This window comes from Streptomyces sp. NPDC044044 (genome assembly GCF_056434405.1).
The window spans coordinates 137832-156369 of sequence record NZ_JBWKFG010000004.1; the positions used below are offsets into that span (position 1 = coordinate 137832).

The window sequence follows — 18538 nt, forward strand, 5'->3', positions numbered from 1 at the left end:
GCGATCATGCGCAGTGAACTCTTCGGGACGCTCCCCGACGGCACGCCCGTCCATCGCTGGACCCTGGAAAGGGGCGGGGTGCGCGTACGCGTCCTGACGTACGGCGGCATCATCCAGTCGGCGGAAGTTCCTGACCGGTCGGGACGGCGCGATCCTGTGGCTCTCGGCTTCGACGACCTCCAGGGCTACCTCGATCATCCCGGTCCGTACTTCGGGGCGCTGGTGGGCCGGTACGCGAACCGGATCGCGGGCGGCGCGTTCACGCTGGACGGCACGGCCCACCGCCTGGCGCGGAACAACGAGCCGAACGCGCTGCACGGCGGTGCGGCCGGATTCGACAAGCGGGTGTGGGATGCGGCGGAGGTCGAGCACGGGGTGCGGCTGTCCCGGGTGAGCCCGGACGGCGAGGAGGGGTACCCCGGACGGCTCGCGGTGTCGGCGACGTACACGCTGGACGAGGCGGGGGCGCTGCGGATCGCGTACGAGGCGACGACCGACGCGCCGACGGTCGTGAACCTCACCAACCACACGTACTGGAACCTCGCCGGGGCCGGGAGCGGCGGTGCCGGCGGGCACGAGCTGCGGATCGACGCGGAGCGTCTCACGCCGACGGACGGGGCGCAGATTCCCACGGGGGCGTACGAGGAGGTCGCCGGGACGCGCTTCGACTTCCGGTCCTCGCGGAAGGTCGGGGCCGGGATCGACCACAACTACGTGCTGGACAAGGGCGCCACCGCGCGGCCGGTCGAGGTGGCGGAGCTGAGCGACCCGGCATCCGGACGGGTGCTGACCGTCGCCACGACGGAGCCGGGCCTCCAGCTGTACACGGCGGACCACTTCGAGGAGCCGCTGCCGTTCGGCCCCGGTGACGGGATCGCCCTGGAGACGCAGCACTTCCCCGACTCCCCCAACCGGCCGGAGTTTCCCAGCACGGTGCTGCGGCCGGGTGGGGTGTACGCGTCGGAGACGGTGTACGGCTTCTCGGTGCGTTAGCGCTCCGCTGGGAGTGCGGTGAGATCAGCTGCGGGCCGGTGGGGACCGGCCCGCAGTTCCCCGCGCCCTCTACGAGGCGACGATCGTCTCGCTCAGCCGCCGGTCGGCGATGGAGCGGCCCGCCTGCACCTCGTACGAACCGGCTTGGTACGCCCAGGCGTTGGCGGACTCGTCCCAGATCTCGAAGGCGCGGCGCGGGAGTTCGATCCGCACCTCCGCGCTCTCTCCGGGGGCGGCCTCGACGCCCGCGAATCCGGCGAGCCAGCGAGCCGGGCGTTCGACGTCGTGCGCGGCCGGGGCGAGATAGACCTGGACGACCTCGCGGCCCGCGCGGGGGCCGGAGTTGCGCACGCGGACCGTGGCCGTCGTGCCCTCCACGACGAGGGACTCGTACGTCCAGTCGGTGTAGCCGAGGCCGTGGCCGAAGGCGTAGGCGGGGGTGGCCTGTGCCTTCTCCCAGGCGCGGTAGCCGATGAACACGCCTTCGGTGTAGGCGAGTTCACCGTCGGTCGGGCCGACCCGGGTGACCGGGGCGTCCGCGAAGGCACCCCAGGTCGTGGGCAGCCGCCCTCCCGGCTCCCGCGCGCCGAGCAGCACGTCGGCGAGCGCCGCGCCGCCCTCCTGCCCGGGGAACCAGCCGAGCAGCACCGCCGCGACGTCCTCGCGCCACGGAAGCTCCACCGGGGAGCCGGAGTTGACGACCACGACCGTACGGGGATTGGCCGCGGCGACCGCTCGCACCAGCTCGTCCTGGCGGCCCGGGAGCCGCAGGTCCTGCCGGTCGAAGCCCTCGGACTCGACCCGCTCGGTGGTGGCGACGACCACGACCGCCGTGTCGGCGCCCCGCGCCGCCTCGACGGCCTCCGCGATCAGCTCGTCGGGGTCACGCCGCGGCCCCAGGTGCACGAAGGAGAACACGACGCCGGGCAGCGGGGCCTCGTACGTCTTGTCGAGCGGGTGGCGCAGGGAGACCTCGACGGTCTCGCCCGCCGTCAGACGCACCTTGGCGCGCTCGACCGGTGAGCCGAAGAACGCCTCGAAGGGGTCGGACCCGGCGCCCATCACCTCGGACCCGTCGAAGACGACCTCGCCGGCGACGGTGAGCGTGAAGTCGCCCAGACCGCGCGTGCCGAAGGAGTGCTCGCCGCTCTCGCGCGGTGTGAACGTGCCGACGACCTCGATGGAGGCCATCGTCTCGTGGGTGACGCCCTCGGGCAGGTCGTCGCCGATCCACTGGACCTGGCCGGAGGGGAGGTTGCCCTCGCCCAGGACGTTGCCGTCGTCGTCGCGGCAGACGGCGCGCAGCGCGAACCCCTTGTCCGCGGGGGCCAGTTCGTCGCTCGGATCGGCGCCGACGGCGTACGTCAGGGTGTCCTCGCCGAGCGCCGCCGTCAGGCCGTCGAGCGGGGAGATCACGCGCGCGGGGAAGACGGTGGCGGAGCCGCCGCCCAGGACGCGGGCGTCGCGCGCGGCGGCGCCGATGAGGGCGACGGAGGCGGCGGGGCCCAGCGGCAGCACGTCGTTCTCGTTGCGCACGAGGACGAAGGCGCGGCGGGCGATCTCGCGGGCGAGTGCCTCGCCGTCGATCTCGGCGGGGACGTCGGCGACCACGGGCTCGGCGCCTTCGAGGATGCCGACGCGGGCGGCCAGACGCAGGACGTTGCGCACGGCGTCGTCGACCGTCGACTCCTTGACCTGGCCGGCGCGCACCGCTTCGGCGAGCGCCTGGCCGTACACCGTCCGCGGTCCCGGCATGGCGGCGTCGAGGCCGCCCTCGATGGTGCCGGTGGTGGAGCGGGCGGCCATCCAGTCGGAGACGTTGAAGCCGTCGAAGCCCCATTCGCCACGCAGGACTTCGTTCACCAGGTAGCGGTGCTCGGTCATGGTCGAGCCGTTGACCTGGTTGTACGCGGTCATGATGCCCCAGGGGTGGGCATTGGCGACGATGGCCTCGAAGGGCGCGAGGTACAGCTCGCGCAGGGCACGCGCGCCGACCTTGTTGTCCACGGTGAAGCGGTCGGTCTCGGCGTCGTTCGCGACGAAGTGCTTGACGGTCGTGCCGACACCGCCCGACTGCACGCCCTGGACGTAGCCGGTGCCGATGACGCCGGTGAGATACGGGTCCTCGCTGTACGCCTCGAAGTGCCGGCCGCCCAGGGGCGAGCGGTGCAGGTTGACGGTGGGCGCGAGGAGGACGTGGACGCCCTTGCGGCGCGCCTCCTGGGCGAGGAGGGTGCCCGCGCGGCGGGCGAGGTCCTGGTCCCAGGTGGCGGCGAGCGCGGTCGGGGACGGCAGGGCGATGGAGGGGTCGTCGGCGGTCCAGCGGGTGCCGCGCACGCCGATCGGGCCGTCCGACATCACCAGGGGCGCGAGGCCGATCTCGGGCAGGGCGTGCAGCGACCACATGTCGCGCCCGCCGAGCAGCCGGGCCTTGGCGTCCAGATCGAGCGCGGCGAGCGCGGTCTCCACGACCGCCTCGCGCGCCTGGTCGGCCTGCGTGGCTCCGGGGCCCTGGGTTCCCGCCATGGCGGTACCTCCTCGTTGAAGTCCGTTCCGTACGTTCCCTCCATCCTGCCTCGGCTACCTGTAGACCGGTAGGTTTCGTGATCTGGACGTTATATTGGTAGGAGCATGACGTACGGTCGTCCCGCGGGCAGGACCGAGAACGTGAAGGGGCAGACGCGATGGCGCCCAAGGCCAGGACCACGACCAAGGCCAAGGCCACGAGCAGGGCCAGGAGCGAGGAACGGCGCGCGGAGATCCTCCGGGCCGCCCTTGAGGTGATCGCCGAGCGCGGCTACCGGGGCGCGAGCCTGGGCGCCGTCGCCGAGCGGGTCGGCCTCACCCAGCAGGGCCTGCTGCACTACTTCCCCACCAAGGAGGCGCTCCTCGTCGCCGTCCTGGAGGCCCGCGACCAGTGGGACGCCGTACCCACGAACGAGATCCGCCTCGACCTGCTCGGCTCGCTCGTCGAGTACAACGCGATGCGCCCCGGCATCATCCAGACCTTCTCCGCGCTGCTCGGCGAGAGCGTCACGGACGGACACCCGGCGCGCGGATACTTCACCGAGCGGTACGGATCGGTGCGGGAGAAGTTCGCGGCGGTCCTGCGCGTGGAGTACGGGGACCGGCTTCCCGGTGGCCTCACTCCGGAGGCGGCGGCGCCGCTGCTCGTCGCGGTGATGGACGGGCTCCAGTACCAGTGGCTCCTGGACCCCGGATCGGTGGACATGGCGGGGGCGTTCAGGGACTTCCTGGGGCTGCTGGGTGACAAGTCCAGTGACAGCGGCGGCAGCGGCAGCGGCAGCGGCGAGTGATCAGGCGGCCCGGACGGTCGCTCGGAATCCGGTTGACCTGACGCATCCCCGCCAGTTTCGATCGGCGTCGGCCCTCGCTTCCCCGCCGCCCCGGAAGGCCCGTATGTCCCCCGCCAAGATGCACGCCGACGAAGCCGACATCGACACGCCCCTCGTACGCCGGCTGCTCGCCGCGCAGTTCCCCGAGTGGGCCGGTCTCGAGGTCGAGCCCGTCGACTCGAACGGCACCGTCAACGCCATCTTCCGTCTCGGCGACGACATGGCCGTCCGGCTCCCCCGACTTGAGGGCGGCGTCGAGGACATCCAGCGCGAGGTGCTTCTTCTGCCGCGGCTCGCGCCCTCGCTGCCCGTCGTCATTCCCGCGCCGCTGGGAGAGGGCGAGCCCGGTGAGGGGTTCCCGTGGCCCTGGTACGTCTACCGCTGGCTGGAGGGCGAGAACCCGGTCGTCGGCGGCCTGGACGAACCCGGCCTGTTCGCCGCCGACCTGGCGGAGTTCATCATGGCCCTGCAGCGCGTCGATCCCGCCGACGCGCCTCGCGCGTACCGCAGCGGGCCCCTCGCGTCCCGGGACGCCGATACCCGCGAGGCCATCGCGCGGCTCCACGGCGTCATCGACACCGATGCCGCCACCGCCGCCTGGAACGCCGCCCTGCGCGCGCCCCGCTGGGACGGGCCGCCGGTGTGGGTCCACGCCGACCTGCAGCCCGGGAACCTGCTCACCGCCGACGGACGGCTCAGCGCCGTCATCGACTTCGGGTGCATGGGGCACGGCGAACCCGCCGTCGACCTGATGACCGCGTGGAGCCTCCTGACGGCCGACGCGCGGGAGACCTTCCGCGCCGCCCTGGGCGTCGACGACGCGACATGGGCACGAGGGCGCGGCTGGGCCCTTTCCATCGCGCTCATCGAGCTGCCGTACTACCGGACGAGGAACGCCACCATCGCGAGGATCGCGCGCCACGTGATCGGCGAGGTCCTCGCGGATCACGCGGCCGTGGAACGCTAGCGGGCGCCGCCTTCCTGCCGGAATACTGCGATCACCCCCACCGGCCACGGAAGGACTCCCGTGTCACTCAAGTCCCATGGACCCACTCGGCTCACCGCGCTCGGCGTCACCCTCCTGCTGTCCCTCGCCGCCGTGCCCGCGTCGGCGGCCTCCACACCGGCCGACGCACCGGCCGCCACCACCGAGGAGCAGCGACTCGACCGGGCCGCGCCGCAGGAGATCCTGCGGCGCAGCGGATTCGACACCGTGGCCCCGGAGTTCGCGCGGGCCCTCGAACGCGCCCACTCGTACGGCGAGGCCAAGCGCATCGTCGAACGGCAGGGAGAGGCGCTGTGGCGGCGTGCCGTCGACCGGGCTCAGGGTCGGGGTCCCGCAGCCGGGAACGGCGACGAACTGAGCCGGGACGACGACCGGCCGCTGTACTGGGCCCGGCTCGGCATGACGCGCGAGCTCCGGCAGTGGGAGCCGACCCGTTTCGGGGTGAGCGAGGCCCGGCACAGCCGTCTCATACGGGCGTTGGAGGACGCATCGCGCGGGCACGACTCCATCCGCTACCCGAAGAAGGACCGCGCGGGCCACCACCTCAAGCGCATCCTCGTCACCGGCTTCGACCCGTTCACGCTCGACCGGGACGTCCGCATCAGCAACCCGTCCGGCGCCACCGCACTCGCGCTCGACGGCACCGTCATCGAGACCGCCGACGGGCCCGCCCGCGTGGAGACCGCCGTCTTCCCCGTCCGCTGGGAGGACTTCGCGCAGGGGACGGTCGAGCGCACCCTGCGCGCCCACCTCCCCCGCGTCGACCTCTTCACCACCATCAGTCAGGGCCGCGCGGGCCGCTTCGACATCGAGCGGACCAACGGGGCCTGGCGGGGCGGCTTCCCCGACAACGAGAACCTCTCGCGTACGGAGACCGTCCCGGTCGCCGACCCGGCCACGCAGCCCCAGTGGACGTCCACGACCCTCCCGTACAAGGAGATCGTGAGCGCCCGGACGGGCCGCTTCCCGGTGTACGACAACACCTCGGTGACCGAGATCCCGGCGGGTCAGAGCGCTCCCGTGGTGCGTCCCGACGGTCCCACCGCGGGGTCGACGGCCCGCGAGGGCGGCGGCGGCAACTACCTGTCGAACGAGATCGCCTACCGGGCGACGCTGCTTCGCGACCGCCTGGGGCTGCACGACCGGCTGCCCGGCGGCCATGTGCACACGCCGATCCTGCAGTTCGGGGCGGGCAACACGGACCCGGCCACGGGGAAGATCACCGATCCGGAGTTCGTGCGCAACCGGCTCGACATCATCGCGCAGGTGAAGAAGATCCTGACGACGGCTATGGACGCCCGCCGGTAGCGGACGCCTGTCCGCCGGGACCGGAGGCATCGGCCGAACCGGCCACCGGTCCCCGCGGGTCGTCGTCCGGCCCGTCCTCGCCCAGCAGTTCCCGCGCCATCAGCGTCGCGCCCGCGACCGCCCCCGGCATCAGGAACACCGCGACGAACGGGACCAGGAAGGCCACGGCGAGCGGGGTGCCGAAGCCCCACGCCAGCTGCCTGCGGCCGCGCAGCAGCGCCAGCCGTTCGCGGGCCTCGACGCCACGGCGCTGCAGCGCCACCGCCGTCAGCTCCTCGACGAGGAAGAAGCCCGTCACGCAGAAGCCGACCACCGGGACCACGGTCTGGCCGACGACCGGGATGAAGCCGAGGGCGAAGAGCAGGATGCCCCAGACGGCGGCCCGCAGGACGATGCGGAGGCTGTCGCGTGCGGAGATCCACAGTTCGCGCCAGAGCGGCAGGCCCGACTCGGGGGCGAACCCGGCGACGGAGATGTCGACCTTCTCCGACAGCGACTCGTAGAAGGGCTGGCCCACCAGGAGCGTCACCGCCGTGAAGGTGATCACCGAGAGGAGGAGCGCGAGCGCGAAGAGCAGCGCCGTGAGGAAGCCGCGGAACAGGCCGCTCCACGGAGAGGACCAGTCGTCGGCGAACGGCGTGGCCCAGCCGACGAAGTCCGTGCCCCACAGGGCGAGCGCGACGAGCGCGGCCGCGTAGAGAAGCAGGGTGATGAGGCCGGGCAGCAGGCCGACTCCGTACTGCTTGCCGTGCTGGGCGACCCAGCGCTGGCCCTTCATCAAGTAGCCGAAGCCTCGTCCCAGATCACGCATGCCGCACAGCCTATCCGCCGGTCGTGACGCTGCGGTCCGTGGGACGCGTGGGGCCGAAGGCCCTCTTGTTGCGCGGGGGTTGAACCGGTAGACCACGCGTACTGACTTCTCTCCAGCTCTCCTCAGCTCTCCTCAGCTTTCTTCCGGAGGTACGTATGGGCATATCCCGGCCATCCAGACCCGTTCTGCTCACCACCCTCGTCTCGGCGGGTGCCCTTGTCCTCACCGCTCTCGCGCCCGGCAGCGCGACCGCCGACCCGAGTCCGGGCGGCCGCGACATCCTCCGCGAGGGCTCGCCCCTCAGCAGTACGGAACGGGCCGCGAAGGCCCCAGAGAGCGCCGCGGACCGGGCCCTGGGAGCCGCGGACAGCCCCGGTCCCGACTCCGGCCCAGACGCCGGTCGCGGCAAGGACCGTGGCTATCCCCGCGAACAGAAGCTGACCCCGCCCCCCGCCAATCCTGACGACAAGTCGATAAAGCTGGGCCTGGCCCCCTATCACTCCATAGCCCCCGAGCTGAATGACATCCAGGGCATCGGCGACCGCGTCAGCGTGGAGATCGCGGGCCGTTCCGCGGGCGGACACCAGCTCTATCTGGTGACGGTCACCGCTCCCGAGTCCGCCAAGGAGACCGCGCGCCAGGAGCGGATGCGCGACCTCATCGAGAACGCGCCGGGCGCGGCCGCGAAGGATCCGGCGGTCAAGTCCTCGTACAAGACGCCGGTCTTCATCAACAACAACATCCACGGCAACGAGTGGGAGGGCACGGACGCCGCCCTGAAGCTCATCGAGAAGCTCGCGAAGGCCAAGGACGGCGAGACGCGGGACCTGCTGGCCCACAACCGGCTGTACTTCAACGTCACGGCCAACCCCGACGGCCGCATCGCAGGCACCCGCGAGAACGCCAACGGCTTCGACCTCAACCGCGACTTCATCACCGCATCGCAGCCCGAGGTCCGCGCGATGCGGCAGGTCGCCATCGACAAGCAGCCCGCGGTCATGATCGACCTGCACGGGTACGTCAACGGCACGCTGATCGAGCCGACGACTCCCCCGCACGGCGAGAACTACGAGTACGACCTCTTCCTCAAGAACACCTACGCCAACGCCCTCGGCATGGAAGCCGCGGTCAACGGCCTCGGCTACACCCCCGAGAAGGACGGCGTCGAGCCCGCGATCATCCCCTTCCGCGACCAGGAAGAGGGCTGGGACGACTGGCCGCCGATCTTCACCCCGCAGTACATGCCGTTCCACGGCGCGGTCGCCGCGCACACCATCGAGTTCCCGATGACGGTCAACAACGACGAGTACGACGACCTCCCGGTGACGGAGCTGCGGCGGCGGTCCGCGATCAACGTGGACATCGCGGGAGCGGCGATGTCGGCGACGCTCAAGTACACGCAGGAACACCGGACTTCGGTGATCGCCGATCAGATCGAGACGTTCCGGCGGGGCGCGACGGGCGCCGCGCAGGTACCGGTATCGGCGGAGACCGTGCCCGGGGTGCCGGGCATCGGCCCGGAGGACGTCTACACGACCGACTTCCCCCGTGCGTACGTGATTCCGCGCGGCAAGGAGAAGGGCGAGCGCGGCCAGCGCTCGGCCGCGGCGGCCTCGCGGCTCGTGGAGCATCTGCTCGACAACGACGTCCAAGTGCGGCGTGCGACACGGGACTTCCGACTTGGCGGAACCTCGTACGCCGAGGGTTCGTACGTCATCGACATGCGTCAGCCCAAGCGCGGGATCGCCAATGTGATGCTCGCCGACGGCCGCGACATCAGCGACAAGGTGTCCACCATGTACGACATCTCGGGGTGGAGCCTCGGGCGGCTGTGGGGCGCGACGGTGGACCAGGTGAAGGGCGGTTCGCTGTCCGGCGTGCGGACGCGCGTCGTGGACAGCGCGTCGCGAGTCGGCCATGTCGCGTCGCGCGGGGATCTTCGGCTGCGGCTCGACGACGCGCGCGAGGTTTCGGCTCTCAACTGGCTGCTGGCGCGCGGGACTTCTGTGCGGCGGGCTGACGACGGGAGCGTGATCCTGCCGTCGTCGGCGCGGGGTGTGGCGGTCGCCGCGGCGAAGAAGTACGACGTCGCCTTCGACGCGACCAAGGCGAAGGGCGGCGCTGCCGTGCGTCCCACGCGGGTCGCGGCGGCTGTCACTCCCGGTGAACTGTTCGCCCTGCGGGAGATGAACTTCGACGTGGTGCCGGTTTCGACGGATGTCCTCAACGGCGGTTTCGACTGGAAGAAGTCGGGCGTGGACGCGCTGTTCGTGTCGGCGGGACTTTCGTACGGGGAACTGAATGCCGGGGCTCGAACCGGCCTCGACGACTTCCTCGCGGGTGGGGGTGGCCTTGTCGGGCGTGGCGCGGAGGGGGCCGCGTTGAATTCCGACGCGAAGTTGCTTTCCGTCGAGGCGGTCTCCGGGAACGGGGATGCGAATGGTGTGGTGCGGGTCGTGAATTCCGGCGGTCCTGTTACCGGGGGTGCGCCTTCGCATTCGTTCGTGTACGCGCCCATGTGGTTCAAGGGACTTGGGAGCGGTGTGCGGGTGGAGCAGGCCTATGGGGGCGGGAATCCGTTGCTGTCCGGGCACTGGCGCCCCGGGGAGGGCGGCACTGGTGGGCCCTCTGATGCTGCGGGGCAGCCTTCCGTGGTCAGCGGGGCAGCTGCGGGGTCGCGTGTCGTCCTGTTCGGCACGGAGCCCCTTTTCCGGGATCATCCCAAGGGGGTTTTCCCGCAGGTGGGGCGGGCTTTGTTGAGTGTGAGCTGAGGGTGGGGGCGGGGTGGGTCTTCCCCAACCCCGCCCCTTCCCGAAAACCGTGCCTGCGCCCCGGGCCTACCGGGGGCTCCGCCCCAGACTCCGTAAAAGATGGCCTCAACGCCGGCCGGGCTGGGTTTCCAGCCCGGCCGGTAACCAATTCCCATCGCCTGACGCGCAGTTACAGGCCTCAGGCCTCAGGCCTCAGGCCTCAGGCCTCAGGCCTCAGGGAGGCAACGAATCCACATGACCCGTGAGATCAGAGTCCAAGGCACCACCGCAGCCGGATACGAAGCCGTGCGGGACGCGTTCACCGGCCTGCTCGCCGGTGAGAAGCCCGATCATGCGGCCCAACTCGCCGCGTACGTACGGGGAAAGCAGGTCGTCGACCTGTGGGTGGGGCCGGACACCGACGGCTCCACCCTCTTCGGGGTGTACTCGTCCACGAAGGGCGCCGCCCACCTCGTCATGGCCCTGCTCGTCCAGGACGGCACCCTGGATCTGGATCGCGAAGTAGCTCACTACTGGCCGGAGTTCGCCGCCGAGGGCAAGGGAGGCATCACCCTGCGGGAGCTCCTCTCGCACCGCGCCGGCATCGTCGGCGCCGACAGCGGCTTCAGCCCCGAGGAGGTCGCCGACGACCGTGCCATCGCCGCCCGCCTCGCGACCCAGCGGCCTTACTGGCGCCCCGGCACCGCCTTCGGCTACCACGCCATCTCCATCGGAGCACTGGCCGGTGAGGTCGTGGTGCGGACCACGGGACGGACACTTCAGGAGGTGTACGAGGAGCGGGTCCGCGCCCCGTACGGCCTCGACTTCCACCTCGGGCTCCCCGAAGCGCTCGAACCCCGCTTCCGCTCCGTACTGCCGATGATCCCGTCCCCCACGGAGCAGGCCTTCCTCGACGCGCAGCCGCCGCAGCCGCACACCTTGAACTCCATCGCCTTCAACCGCAACGGCGCCCACCCCACCGACCTGCAGGCGCTCCCCAACTCCCGCCTGGTGCGCGCCAAGGGGCCCGCCTCCGTCGGCGGTGTCGCCTCCGCGCGCGGTCTCGCCGGGATGTACGCGGCGGCGGTCAGCGGGCTCGACGGGCGGGAGCCGCTCCTGAAGGCGGACATCGTGGCCGAGTTCGGGCAGATCCATTCCAACGGGTACGACCTGGTGACGCAGGCCCACAAGTCGTTCGGGGTGGGGTTCCAGAGCACCGCCGAAGCCGGGTATCCGTTCCTCGGCGCGGGGTCCATCGGGCACAAGGGTGTGGGCGGCTCGCAGGCGTTCGCGGATCCGCGCAGCGGACTCGCCTATGGCTATACGCGGCGCCGGTTCCCCTTCCCCGGCGGACCGCCCCCGGAGGACGAGCCTCTCGTGCGGGCCATCCACACGGCCATCCACACAGCCGTCCACACGGCCGCCGTGAGCCGCTGAACTGCCTGACCTCATGACGGAGGGCCGCACCCCTTTCCGGGGTGCGGCCCTCCGTCACGTGCACGAACACCCTGGTCAGGCGACCGCGAGCTCCACCTTGATGTTGCCGCGCGTGGCGCTCGAGTACGGGCACACCTGGTGCGCCTTCTCGATCAGGGCCTGCGCGGTGGCCGCGTCCACGTTCGGGATGGAGGCGGTGATCGCGACCTCCAGGCCGAAGCCGCCGGCCTCGGTCTGGCCTATGCCGACCTTGGCGGTGACGGTCGACCCGGAGATGTCGGCGTTCTCCTTGCGGGCGACCACGCCGAGCGCGCCCTGGAAGCAGGCGCTGTAGCCGGCCGCGAAGAGCTGCTCGGGGTTGGTGCCGGCGCCGCTGCCGCCCATCTCCTTCGGCGGGTTGACGACGACGTCGAGCTTGCCGTCATCGGTGGCGACGCGGCCGTCACGGCCGTTCTCGGCGGTGGCGACGGCGGTGTACTTGACGTCGATCTGCTGGATGGACATAAGTGCCGGTTCCTCCTGAGATGTTCCGCGATGCGCGCCCACAGTCGCGACAATGTGGAATCACTTTATCGGATGCCGGAAAACCATCCGGCGCTGAGCCTCGTATGCCCGCGCCTCAGACCAGGGAAACGATCATCTTTCCCGTGTTCTCGCCGCGCAGCATGCCGAGGAACGCCTCGACGCCGTTCTCGACGCCCTCGACGAACGTCTCGTTGTACTTGAGCTCACCGGAGCGGATCCACGCGCCGACCTCGGCCACGAACTGCGGCTGAAGCGCCTCGTGGTCGCCGACGAGAACGCCCTGCAGGCGCAGGCGCTTGCCGATGATCATGGCCATGTTGCGCGGGCCCGGCGTCGGCTCGGTGTCGTTGTAGCCCGCGATCATGCCGCAGATGGTGGCGCGGCCGTGCACGTTCATGCGGCTGATGGCGGCTTCGAGGTGCTCGCCGCCCACGTTGTCGAAGTAGACGTCGATGCCGTCGGGGGCCGCCTCCTTCAGCTGCTCCACGACCGGGCGCGGGTCCTTGTAGTTGAACGCGGCGTCGAAGCCGTACTCCTCGACGAGGAGCTTGACCTTCTCGTCCGAGCCCGCGGAGCCGATGACGCGCGAGGCACCCTTGAGCTTGGCCATCTGGCCGACCTGGGCGCCGACGGCACCCGCGGCGCCGGAGACGAAGACCGCGTCGCCCTCCTTGAAGGAGGCGACCTCGAAGAGGCCCGCGTACGCCGTCAGACCCGTCATGCCGAGCACGCCGAGGTACGCCGAGAGAGGCGCGGCCTCGCCGTCCACCTTGGTGGCGTGCTTGGCGGGGAGGGTCGCGTACTCGCGCCAGCCGGCGAAGTGCAGGACGTGGTCGCCCACCGCGAGGCCCTCGGCGTTCGAGGCGATGACCTCGCCGACCGCGCCGCCCTGCATGGGCTGGTCGAGCTGGAAGGGCGGGGTGTACGACTTCACGTCGTTCATCCGGCCGCGCATGTACGGGTCCACGGAGAAGTGCAGGTTCCGGACCAGGATCTGGCCGTCGGCCGGTGCGGCGACCGGGGCCTCGCGCAGCGCGAAGTCCTCCGGGACCGGCCAGCCGTGCGGGCGGCGCACGAGGTGCCATTCGCGGCTGACGGCGGGGAGCTGCTGGGACCCGGGGGCCTCGGGGGTGACGGACATGCGGTCGTCCTCCTGCTGCTTCAGGCCGCTGTCTCCAGCGGGCTGCTGTGGCGAAAATGCTTCATGTTGTGAAACAACCATGCTCCTACATATTTCATGATGTCAAGTATCGGGGTAGCCTGGAACGCATGGCCACCACCAGCTCCCGCACCCCGCGCACCGATCCCCTGACGCTCGAAGTCGTCGAGCTCATCGGCACGGTCGTCGCGCGTTACTACGAGGAGTACGACGCCGCGGCGGGCAAGCACGCCCTCACGGGTGCGCAGGCACGCGTCCTGGGGCTGCTCTCCCTGGAACCGCTGCCCATGCGGCGCATAGCGCAGAAGCTGAAGTGTGAGCCGTCGAACATCACCGGGATCATCGACCGTCTTGAGTCACGCGGGCTGGTCGAGCGGCGGCCCGACCCGGCCGACCGCCGTGTGAAGCTCGCGGCGCCGACCGACGAGGGCCTGACGGTCGCCCGCAGTCTGCGCGATTCGCTGGACTTCGCGCGGGAGCCGCTGGCCGAGCTCTCCCGCGACGAGCGGCTCGCGCTGCGCGGGCTGCTGCGCAGGATGATCGGCGAGGACGCGGGCTGACCCTCGCCCCACCGCCCGGCGACAGCTAGGTGCACCACCACAGGAAGCGGTCGCACGTCTGCGAGGGCTCAGGCTCAGGCGTCGGATCCGGCTGCTGCGTGCTCGGCGGGGGCGTGGGGCGTGGGGTCCCGGGGGTGTCAGGAGCATCCGGCCCTTCCGGGGTGTCCGGCGCCGAGGTCGTGGCCGGGGCCGCGGAATCGGGGTCACTGTCGGCCGCGTCCGTCTTCTCCGCGTCCCTGGCCTTCTTCGCCTCCTTGGCCGCCTTGGCCGCCTTGTCCTTCGCGGACTTCGACGCCGATGCCGAAGGCGCCGCCGACGTGGCCGCGGAGGACTCGGCGTCCGTCACCGGGGCACTGTCCGGGTCGGTGGGCCTGCGTGACGCGGGGCCGCCCGCTCCCCCGTCCGGCGACGACGCCGCCGTCGGTTCGTCCGACGGGCCCTCGATGCCGAGCTCGGCCAGGCTCAGGCCACCGGCCGCGAGCGCGAGCCCCGCGGTGATCAGCAGGACCTTGCGGCGCCTGCGCCGGTGGGCCCGGCGGCCACGCTCCCGGCGGCGGCCCCTGCCGCGCGGCGCCACGTCGTCGTACGCCCGCTGCGCACCCTCCGGCTCGTCCTGTGCGGCGACCGCCTCCGCGTACTCACGGCAGGCTTCGGCCGGAGTTCCGCACCCCGGGCAGGCCAGGGCGCCGTTGAGGTGCCTGTGGCACGGGTGGCAGTAGTCCATGAGGCATGGAGGCTAAGTGAGCCTCGGGGAACAGAGGAAGCGGCTGCCGTGAAGGTTGTGTGCGGAATCGAGTGTTCCAGCCGCGCCGGCTTCCCCTATGGGGCAAACCGCCTGATCCGCGCCGGGGCAGGGGCCTCGGCCCGCTCCCATAACAGGCGGCCTAACCGGCGGCCTAACCGGCGAACGCCGCCTGCTCCAAGCCCTGTCCGGCGTCCCGCACCACGAGCACGGAGCCGGACAAGGGGTGCGGCGCCTCAAGTCCCGTGGAAGCGGAGGTGATGTAGAGGTCACGCAGCCCGGCGCCGCCGAAGGCGCACGCGGTCGGGCGGACCACGGGGAGCTCGATCACCCGGTCAAGGGCGCCGGAGGGGGTGTAGCGGCGGACGGCGGCGCCGTCCCACAGCGCGACCCAGACGCAGCCGTCGGCGTCGACGGTGAGCCCGTCGGGATATCCGGCGCCGTCCTCGACCGTCGCCAAGGGGCGCCTGGAGAGGGGGAGTTGGTCGTCGCCCAGTTCCAGTACGTCGATGCGCCGGGTCAGGGTGTCGACGTAGTACATGGAGCGGCCGTCGGGGCTCCACCCCGCGCCGTTGCTGACGGACACGTCGTCGTACACCTCGGTCGCGGTGCCGTCGCCGGTCAGCCGGAGCAGGTTGCCGCCGCCGACCCCTTCGTCGTAGCGCATCGTGCCCGCCCAGAGGGCGCCGTCGGGGGCGACCGCCGCGTCGTTGCCCCGGCGGCCCGGTACGACCTCGCGGTGCAGCCAGCGGAAGGCGCCGCCTTCGGCCACGGAGTCGTAGAGGCCCACGCCGTCCCGGAGGTTCACCACGAGGCCGCCGCCCGCGCGCGGCTTCGCGGCGCCGACGTGCTGCTCGGTGGCCAGGACCGAGCGGTGCCCGGTCGACGGGTCGTACGTGTGGACGCGTGAGCTCAGGATGTCGACCCAGATGAGCCGCTGGGCGGCGACATCCCAGGTGGGACCCTCGCCGAGTGCTGCCTGCGCGCGTACCGCTATGTCCATTGCGGCAGGCTACCCGTACGGCTGTCCGAACGTCCGCGGTCAGCCCGCCCGTCCGAGCTCCCCTCGCAACCGCCTCGCCCTGAGCACCAGTTCCAGCTCGAAGCGGCGGTCCGGGTCGTCGACCTCGTCGCCCCACAGCTCCCTGATCTGCCGCAGGCGGTAGCGCACCGTCTGCGGATGCACCCCGAGGCGGGCCGCCACCTCCGGCGCCCCGCCCCGCGTCTCCAGCCAGGCGAGCAGGGTCTCGGCCAGGCGGCGGCCGTGCGCCGGTCCGCAGTGCGCGAGCGGGGCGAGGCAGCGGCGGGCCAAGTCCTCGATGAGCTCCTCGGGTTGGAGCAGGACCAGGGCCTCGGTGTGCTCGGTGCAGTGCAGGACCTCGCCGGAGGGGAGAAGGCCGCGTTCCATCAGACGGACGGCGGCCTCCGCCCAGCGCAGTGACTTCGCGGCGTCGGCGAGCGGTACGGGCGGGCCGATCGCGCCGGACCAGCCCGCCATGGCGCGCCGCAGGAGTTCGGGGCGGCCGGCGGCGTCCGGGTCGGGGACGACCATGCGGGGCTGCTCGGTCTCCATGTCGAGCAGGACGCCCTGGCCGACGGCGGGCGCCACGGCTTCCCGCGCGGGGCGAAGGAGCACGCCGACGGCGACCCGCTCGGGCAGCTGCCAGCCGACGCGTGCGGCCCGTTCGTCGAGCGCGCTGTGGGCGGCGGGCTGCCGGGCCCCGGAGTGCGAGCCGGAACCAGAACCGGAACCCGAACCGGAACCGGAATCCGCCGGTGCTCCCGCCCCGGACTCCCCGCGCCGCTCGGAGAGCAGCAGTTCCATCAACTTCCGCTGCAGGCGCAGCCGTTCACCGGCCTGCCGGGCCGCCGCCTCGGCGTATCCGCGGACGGACTGGTCGACCAGGCCGTCCAGGTACTCGAAGCCCGACTCGGCGAGTTCGTACATGGCCGGTGGCGGGATCTGGATCTGCTGGCCGATCTCGGCCAGGCGGCGCCAGGCGAGCCGTACGCCGAGGCGGTAGATCGCCTGGAGCGAGTCGAGGCTGCGGCCGTGCAGGCCCTCTCCCCTGCCGAACTCCTGGAAGACCTCAAGGGGATAGCAGGGCCGTCCGCCCTCGGCGGCCGCGATCTGCTGGACGAAACCCTCCAGGGCGCGGCGTATGCCGATGAGTGCCATGGGTTCGCCCGAGTCGTCGAGGACGACGGGCAGCCCGGGGTACTCGGCGCGGATCTCCCGCAGGATGTCCTGGGCGAGGGCGGGCACTTCGTCCAGGGCGAGCGCGGCGAACTGCCGCACCTGCATGGGCGGTACGTCGCACCAGGCCGAGCGGACGGACAGCGAACCCTGGCTCTCGGTCACGGGCACGGCCACTCACTGTCCCCGAGGGGCAGTCTCGTAGTGCACAAGGGGTGTGTTGGGTTGCTCCGGGGTCGCGTTCAGGAGCGCGACGACGCCGAACGCGGCGGCCACGGCGAGTACCGCGGCTGCTGCGACGGTCAGACCGGCGGCGAGCAATCGATGCATGTCAGGGTCAGCCTCTCTGCTGGAGGTCGTCCCCACCCAGGTCGCGCGGATGTCGTGCGCACAGTCCCGTACCGGCCCCGCCCGGCAAGTGCACAGTGTCATCAATGCATTGACACTTAGTCAAGGGTCCGCCTAGCGTTCCGGCCTCATACGGCTCGGTAACACTTCTCACCCGCCCCCAGGAGTGCCGGATGCGCCGCACAGCCTCGCCCCTCTCGCTGATCCTCCTCGGATTCGGCGTCTTTCTGCTCGTCCTGGCCCCGATGCTCGCGTGGTACGTCGAGCCACGCGCGAAACGCACGCCCGTCGACATCGACACCATCACCGTTTTCAAGGGCAAAGGCAGCTATTTCGACACCGAGAAGATCAAGACGGTGCACGACAAGAACCTCACGATCACCCGCCAGGTCCGCGGCGACGTGGACGACAGCACCGACGAGCACGCGGTCTGGGACGTGGTCACGTCCGTCGACCCGGACAAGTCCCTGCCGGCCGCCGACCCGCACGATTCGCTCCAGTTCACGACGGAGCGCTGGGTCACCGACCGCGAGACGAACAAGCCGGTGCACTGCTGCGACGAGAAGCCGTACTTCGAGGGCGAGGCCTACCTCAAGTTCCCCTTCGACGTGGAGAAACGCTCCTACGTCTGGTGGGACAACACCCTGGGCGCGACCGTCCCGCTGACCTTCCGCGGCACGAAGAAGATCCAGGGCTACGAGGGCTACCGCTTCACCGCCAAGGTGAAGCCCGCCAAGACCGGGACGCGCCTGGTGCCGGGCCGTCTGGTGGGCCAGCCCAAGCGCAGCAACGTGCTCGCCGAGGAGTGGTACTCCAACCACGGCGTCGAGCTGGTCGCCGACAAGCGCACGGGCCGGATCATCTACGCGGCGATCGGCCCGCGCAAAACACTGCGCGCGCCCGGCTCGGACAAGGACGCGACGGTGCTGCTCGACAGCGAGCGCATCGCGTTCACGACGAAGACCCAGAAGACCCAGGTCGGGCTCGCGGACGACGACAGCAGCCGTCTGAAGCTGGTGGGCCGGACGCTGCCGGTGGGGGCGGGTGCGCTGGGTGCGCTCCTGACGATCGCGGGAGGCGTTCTCGTCGTACGCGGACGGCGGTCCGACAGTGGGGCCGACGGGTCCGGTGGGCCCGGTTCCGCAGCGGAGCCGAACCGTCCGAATGGCGATACGTCCCCAACCGCCCTGCAACCCACCACGATGTGATGAGACGTCAGCTGTTGAAACCCCCGAACTTGTCACTTCGGTGAGTAGCCGCGCCGAACACGGCGGCGAAAACTAACCACCCCACCCCGAGCACAGTCCCCGCACCGCCCTCGCACAGTCCGAGCACAGCACCTCCGC

At 71.3% G+C, this 18538-nt stretch carries 16 protein-coding genes; 8 read left to right on the forward strand and 8 right to left on the reverse strand.

Annotation, left to right across the window (positions count from 1 at the left end):
- The first annotated feature begins 6 nt into the window (after nt 1-6).
- Nucleotides 7-993 (forward strand): aldose epimerase family protein, encoded by a 987-nt coding sequence (locus tag AC07AG_RS16395; protein ID WP_478755776.1) that lies wholly within the window; start codon nt 7-9, stop codon nt 991-993.
- A 69-nt stretch (nt 994-1062) separates the two neighbouring features.
- Here AC07AG_RS16395 and AC07AG_RS16400 read toward each other — a convergent pair whose 3' ends face one another.
- Entirely contained in the window at nt 1063-3519 is a 2457-nt protein-coding gene (locus AC07AG_RS16400) for a glycoside hydrolase family 3 protein (protein ID WP_478755777.1), read from the reverse strand.
- A 158-nt stretch (nt 3520-3677) separates the two neighbouring features.
- Here AC07AG_RS16400 and AC07AG_RS16405 point away from each other — a divergent pair, with 158 nt between their 5' ends.
- The 3 genes from AC07AG_RS16405 to AC07AG_RS16415 all read left to right on the forward strand — a co-directional run bounded on the left by AC07AG_RS16405 (nt 3678) and on the right by AC07AG_RS16415 (nt 6663).
- Nucleotides 3678-4310, forward strand: a complete 633-nt coding sequence (locus tag AC07AG_RS16405; RefSeq protein WP_478755778.1) for a TetR/AcrR family transcriptional regulator — start codon at nt 3678-3680, stop codon at nt 4308-4310.
- A gap of 103 nt (nt 4311-4413) precedes the next feature.
- Nucleotides 4414-5316 (forward strand): aminoglycoside phosphotransferase family protein, encoded by a 903-nt coding sequence (locus AC07AG_RS16410; RefSeq protein WP_478755779.1) that lies wholly within the window; start codon nt 4414-4416, stop codon nt 5314-5316.
- Between the two features lie 60 nt (nt 5317-5376).
- Nucleotides 5377-6663, forward strand: coding sequence for a pyroglutamyl-peptidase I (locus AC07AG_RS16415; RefSeq protein ID WP_478755780.1), 1287 nt, complete (start codon nt 5377-5379; stop codon nt 6661-6663).
- Here AC07AG_RS16415 and AC07AG_RS16420 read toward each other — a convergent pair.
- The gene (locus tag AC07AG_RS16420; RefSeq protein ID WP_478755781.1) at nt 6644-7474 is read right to left on the reverse strand and encodes an EI24 domain-containing protein; all 831 of its coding nucleotides are present in this window, start codon (nt 7472-7474) and stop codon (nt 6644-6646) included. The two genes, AC07AG_RS16415 and AC07AG_RS16420, sit on opposite strands and share 20 nt — an antisense overlap.
- A gap of 155 nt (nt 7475-7629) precedes the next feature.
- Here AC07AG_RS16420 and AC07AG_RS16425 point away from each other — a divergent pair, with 155 nt between their 5' ends.
- Both AC07AG_RS16425 and AC07AG_RS16430 read left to right on the forward strand, forming a co-directional pair.
- Nucleotides 7630-10245: a M14 family zinc carboxypeptidase gene (locus tag AC07AG_RS16425; RefSeq protein ID WP_478755782.1), complete on the forward strand. Its 2616-nt coding sequence runs from the start codon at nt 7630-7632 to the stop codon at nt 10243-10245.
- Nucleotides 10246-10479: 234 nt separating this feature from the next.
- Nucleotides 10480-11661 (forward strand): serine hydrolase domain-containing protein, encoded by a 1182-nt coding sequence (locus AC07AG_RS16430; protein ID WP_478755783.1) that lies wholly within the window; start codon nt 10480-10482, stop codon nt 11659-11661.
- A gap of 75 nt (nt 11662-11736) precedes the next feature.
- Here the strand turns inward: AC07AG_RS16430 and AC07AG_RS16435 are convergent, their stop codons facing one another.
- Both AC07AG_RS16435 and AC07AG_RS16440 read right to left on the reverse strand, forming a co-directional pair.
- A complete protein-coding gene (locus tag AC07AG_RS16435) occupies nt 11737-12165 on the reverse strand; it encodes an organic hydroperoxide resistance protein (protein ID WP_361057810.1) in 429 nt (142 codons plus the stop codon).
- Between the two features lie 115 nt (nt 12166-12280).
- Nucleotides 12281-13327: an NADP-dependent oxidoreductase gene (locus AC07AG_RS16440; RefSeq protein ID WP_478755784.1), complete on the reverse strand. Its 1047-nt coding sequence runs from the start codon at nt 13325-13327 to the stop codon at nt 12281-12283.
- A gap of 128 nt (nt 13328-13455) precedes the next feature.
- Between AC07AG_RS16440 and AC07AG_RS16445 the strand changes: the two genes are divergently transcribed.
- Nucleotides 13456-13905 (forward strand): MarR family winged helix-turn-helix transcriptional regulator, encoded by a 450-nt coding sequence (locus AC07AG_RS16445; protein WP_478755785.1) that lies wholly within the window; start codon nt 13456-13458, stop codon nt 13903-13905.
- Nucleotides 13906-13930: 25 nt separating this feature from the next.
- Here the strand turns inward: AC07AG_RS16445 and AC07AG_RS16450 are convergent, their stop codons facing one another.
- From AC07AG_RS16450 to AC07AG_RS16465, 4 genes are all read right to left on the reverse strand, one after another.
- Nucleotides 13931-14629, reverse strand: coding sequence for an SCO2400 family protein (locus tag AC07AG_RS16450; RefSeq protein ID WP_478755786.1), 699 nt, complete (start codon nt 14627-14629; stop codon nt 13931-13933).
- A 172-nt stretch (nt 14630-14801) separates the two neighbouring features.
- Nucleotides 14802-15650 carry an SMP-30/gluconolactonase/LRE family protein gene (locus AC07AG_RS16455; RefSeq protein WP_478755787.1) on the reverse strand — a complete coding sequence of 283 codons (849 nt, stop codon included), beginning with the start codon at nt 15648-15650 and terminating at the stop codon, nt 14802-14804.
- Nucleotides 15651-15689: 39 nt separating this feature from the next.
- A complete protein-coding gene (locus tag AC07AG_RS16460; protein WP_478756295.1) occupies nt 15690-16952 on the reverse strand; it encodes a PucR-like N-terminal domain-containing protein in 1263 nt (420 codons plus the stop codon).
- A 69-nt stretch (nt 16953-17021) separates the two neighbouring features.
- The gene (locus AC07AG_RS16465; RefSeq protein WP_478755788.1) at nt 17022-17174 is read right to left on the reverse strand and encodes a hypothetical protein; all 153 of its coding nucleotides are present in this window, start codon (nt 17172-17174) and stop codon (nt 17022-17024) included.
- Nucleotides 17175-17365: 191 nt separating this feature from the next.
- Between AC07AG_RS16465 and pgfA the strand changes: the two genes are divergently transcribed.
- On the forward strand, nt 17366-18400 hold the full coding sequence (gene pgfA / locus AC07AG_RS16470) for a cell envelope lipid trafficking protein PgfA (RefSeq protein WP_478755789.1): 1035 nt from the start codon (nt 17366-17368) through the stop codon (nt 18398-18400).
- Nucleotides 18401-18538: the final 138 nt, after the last annotated feature.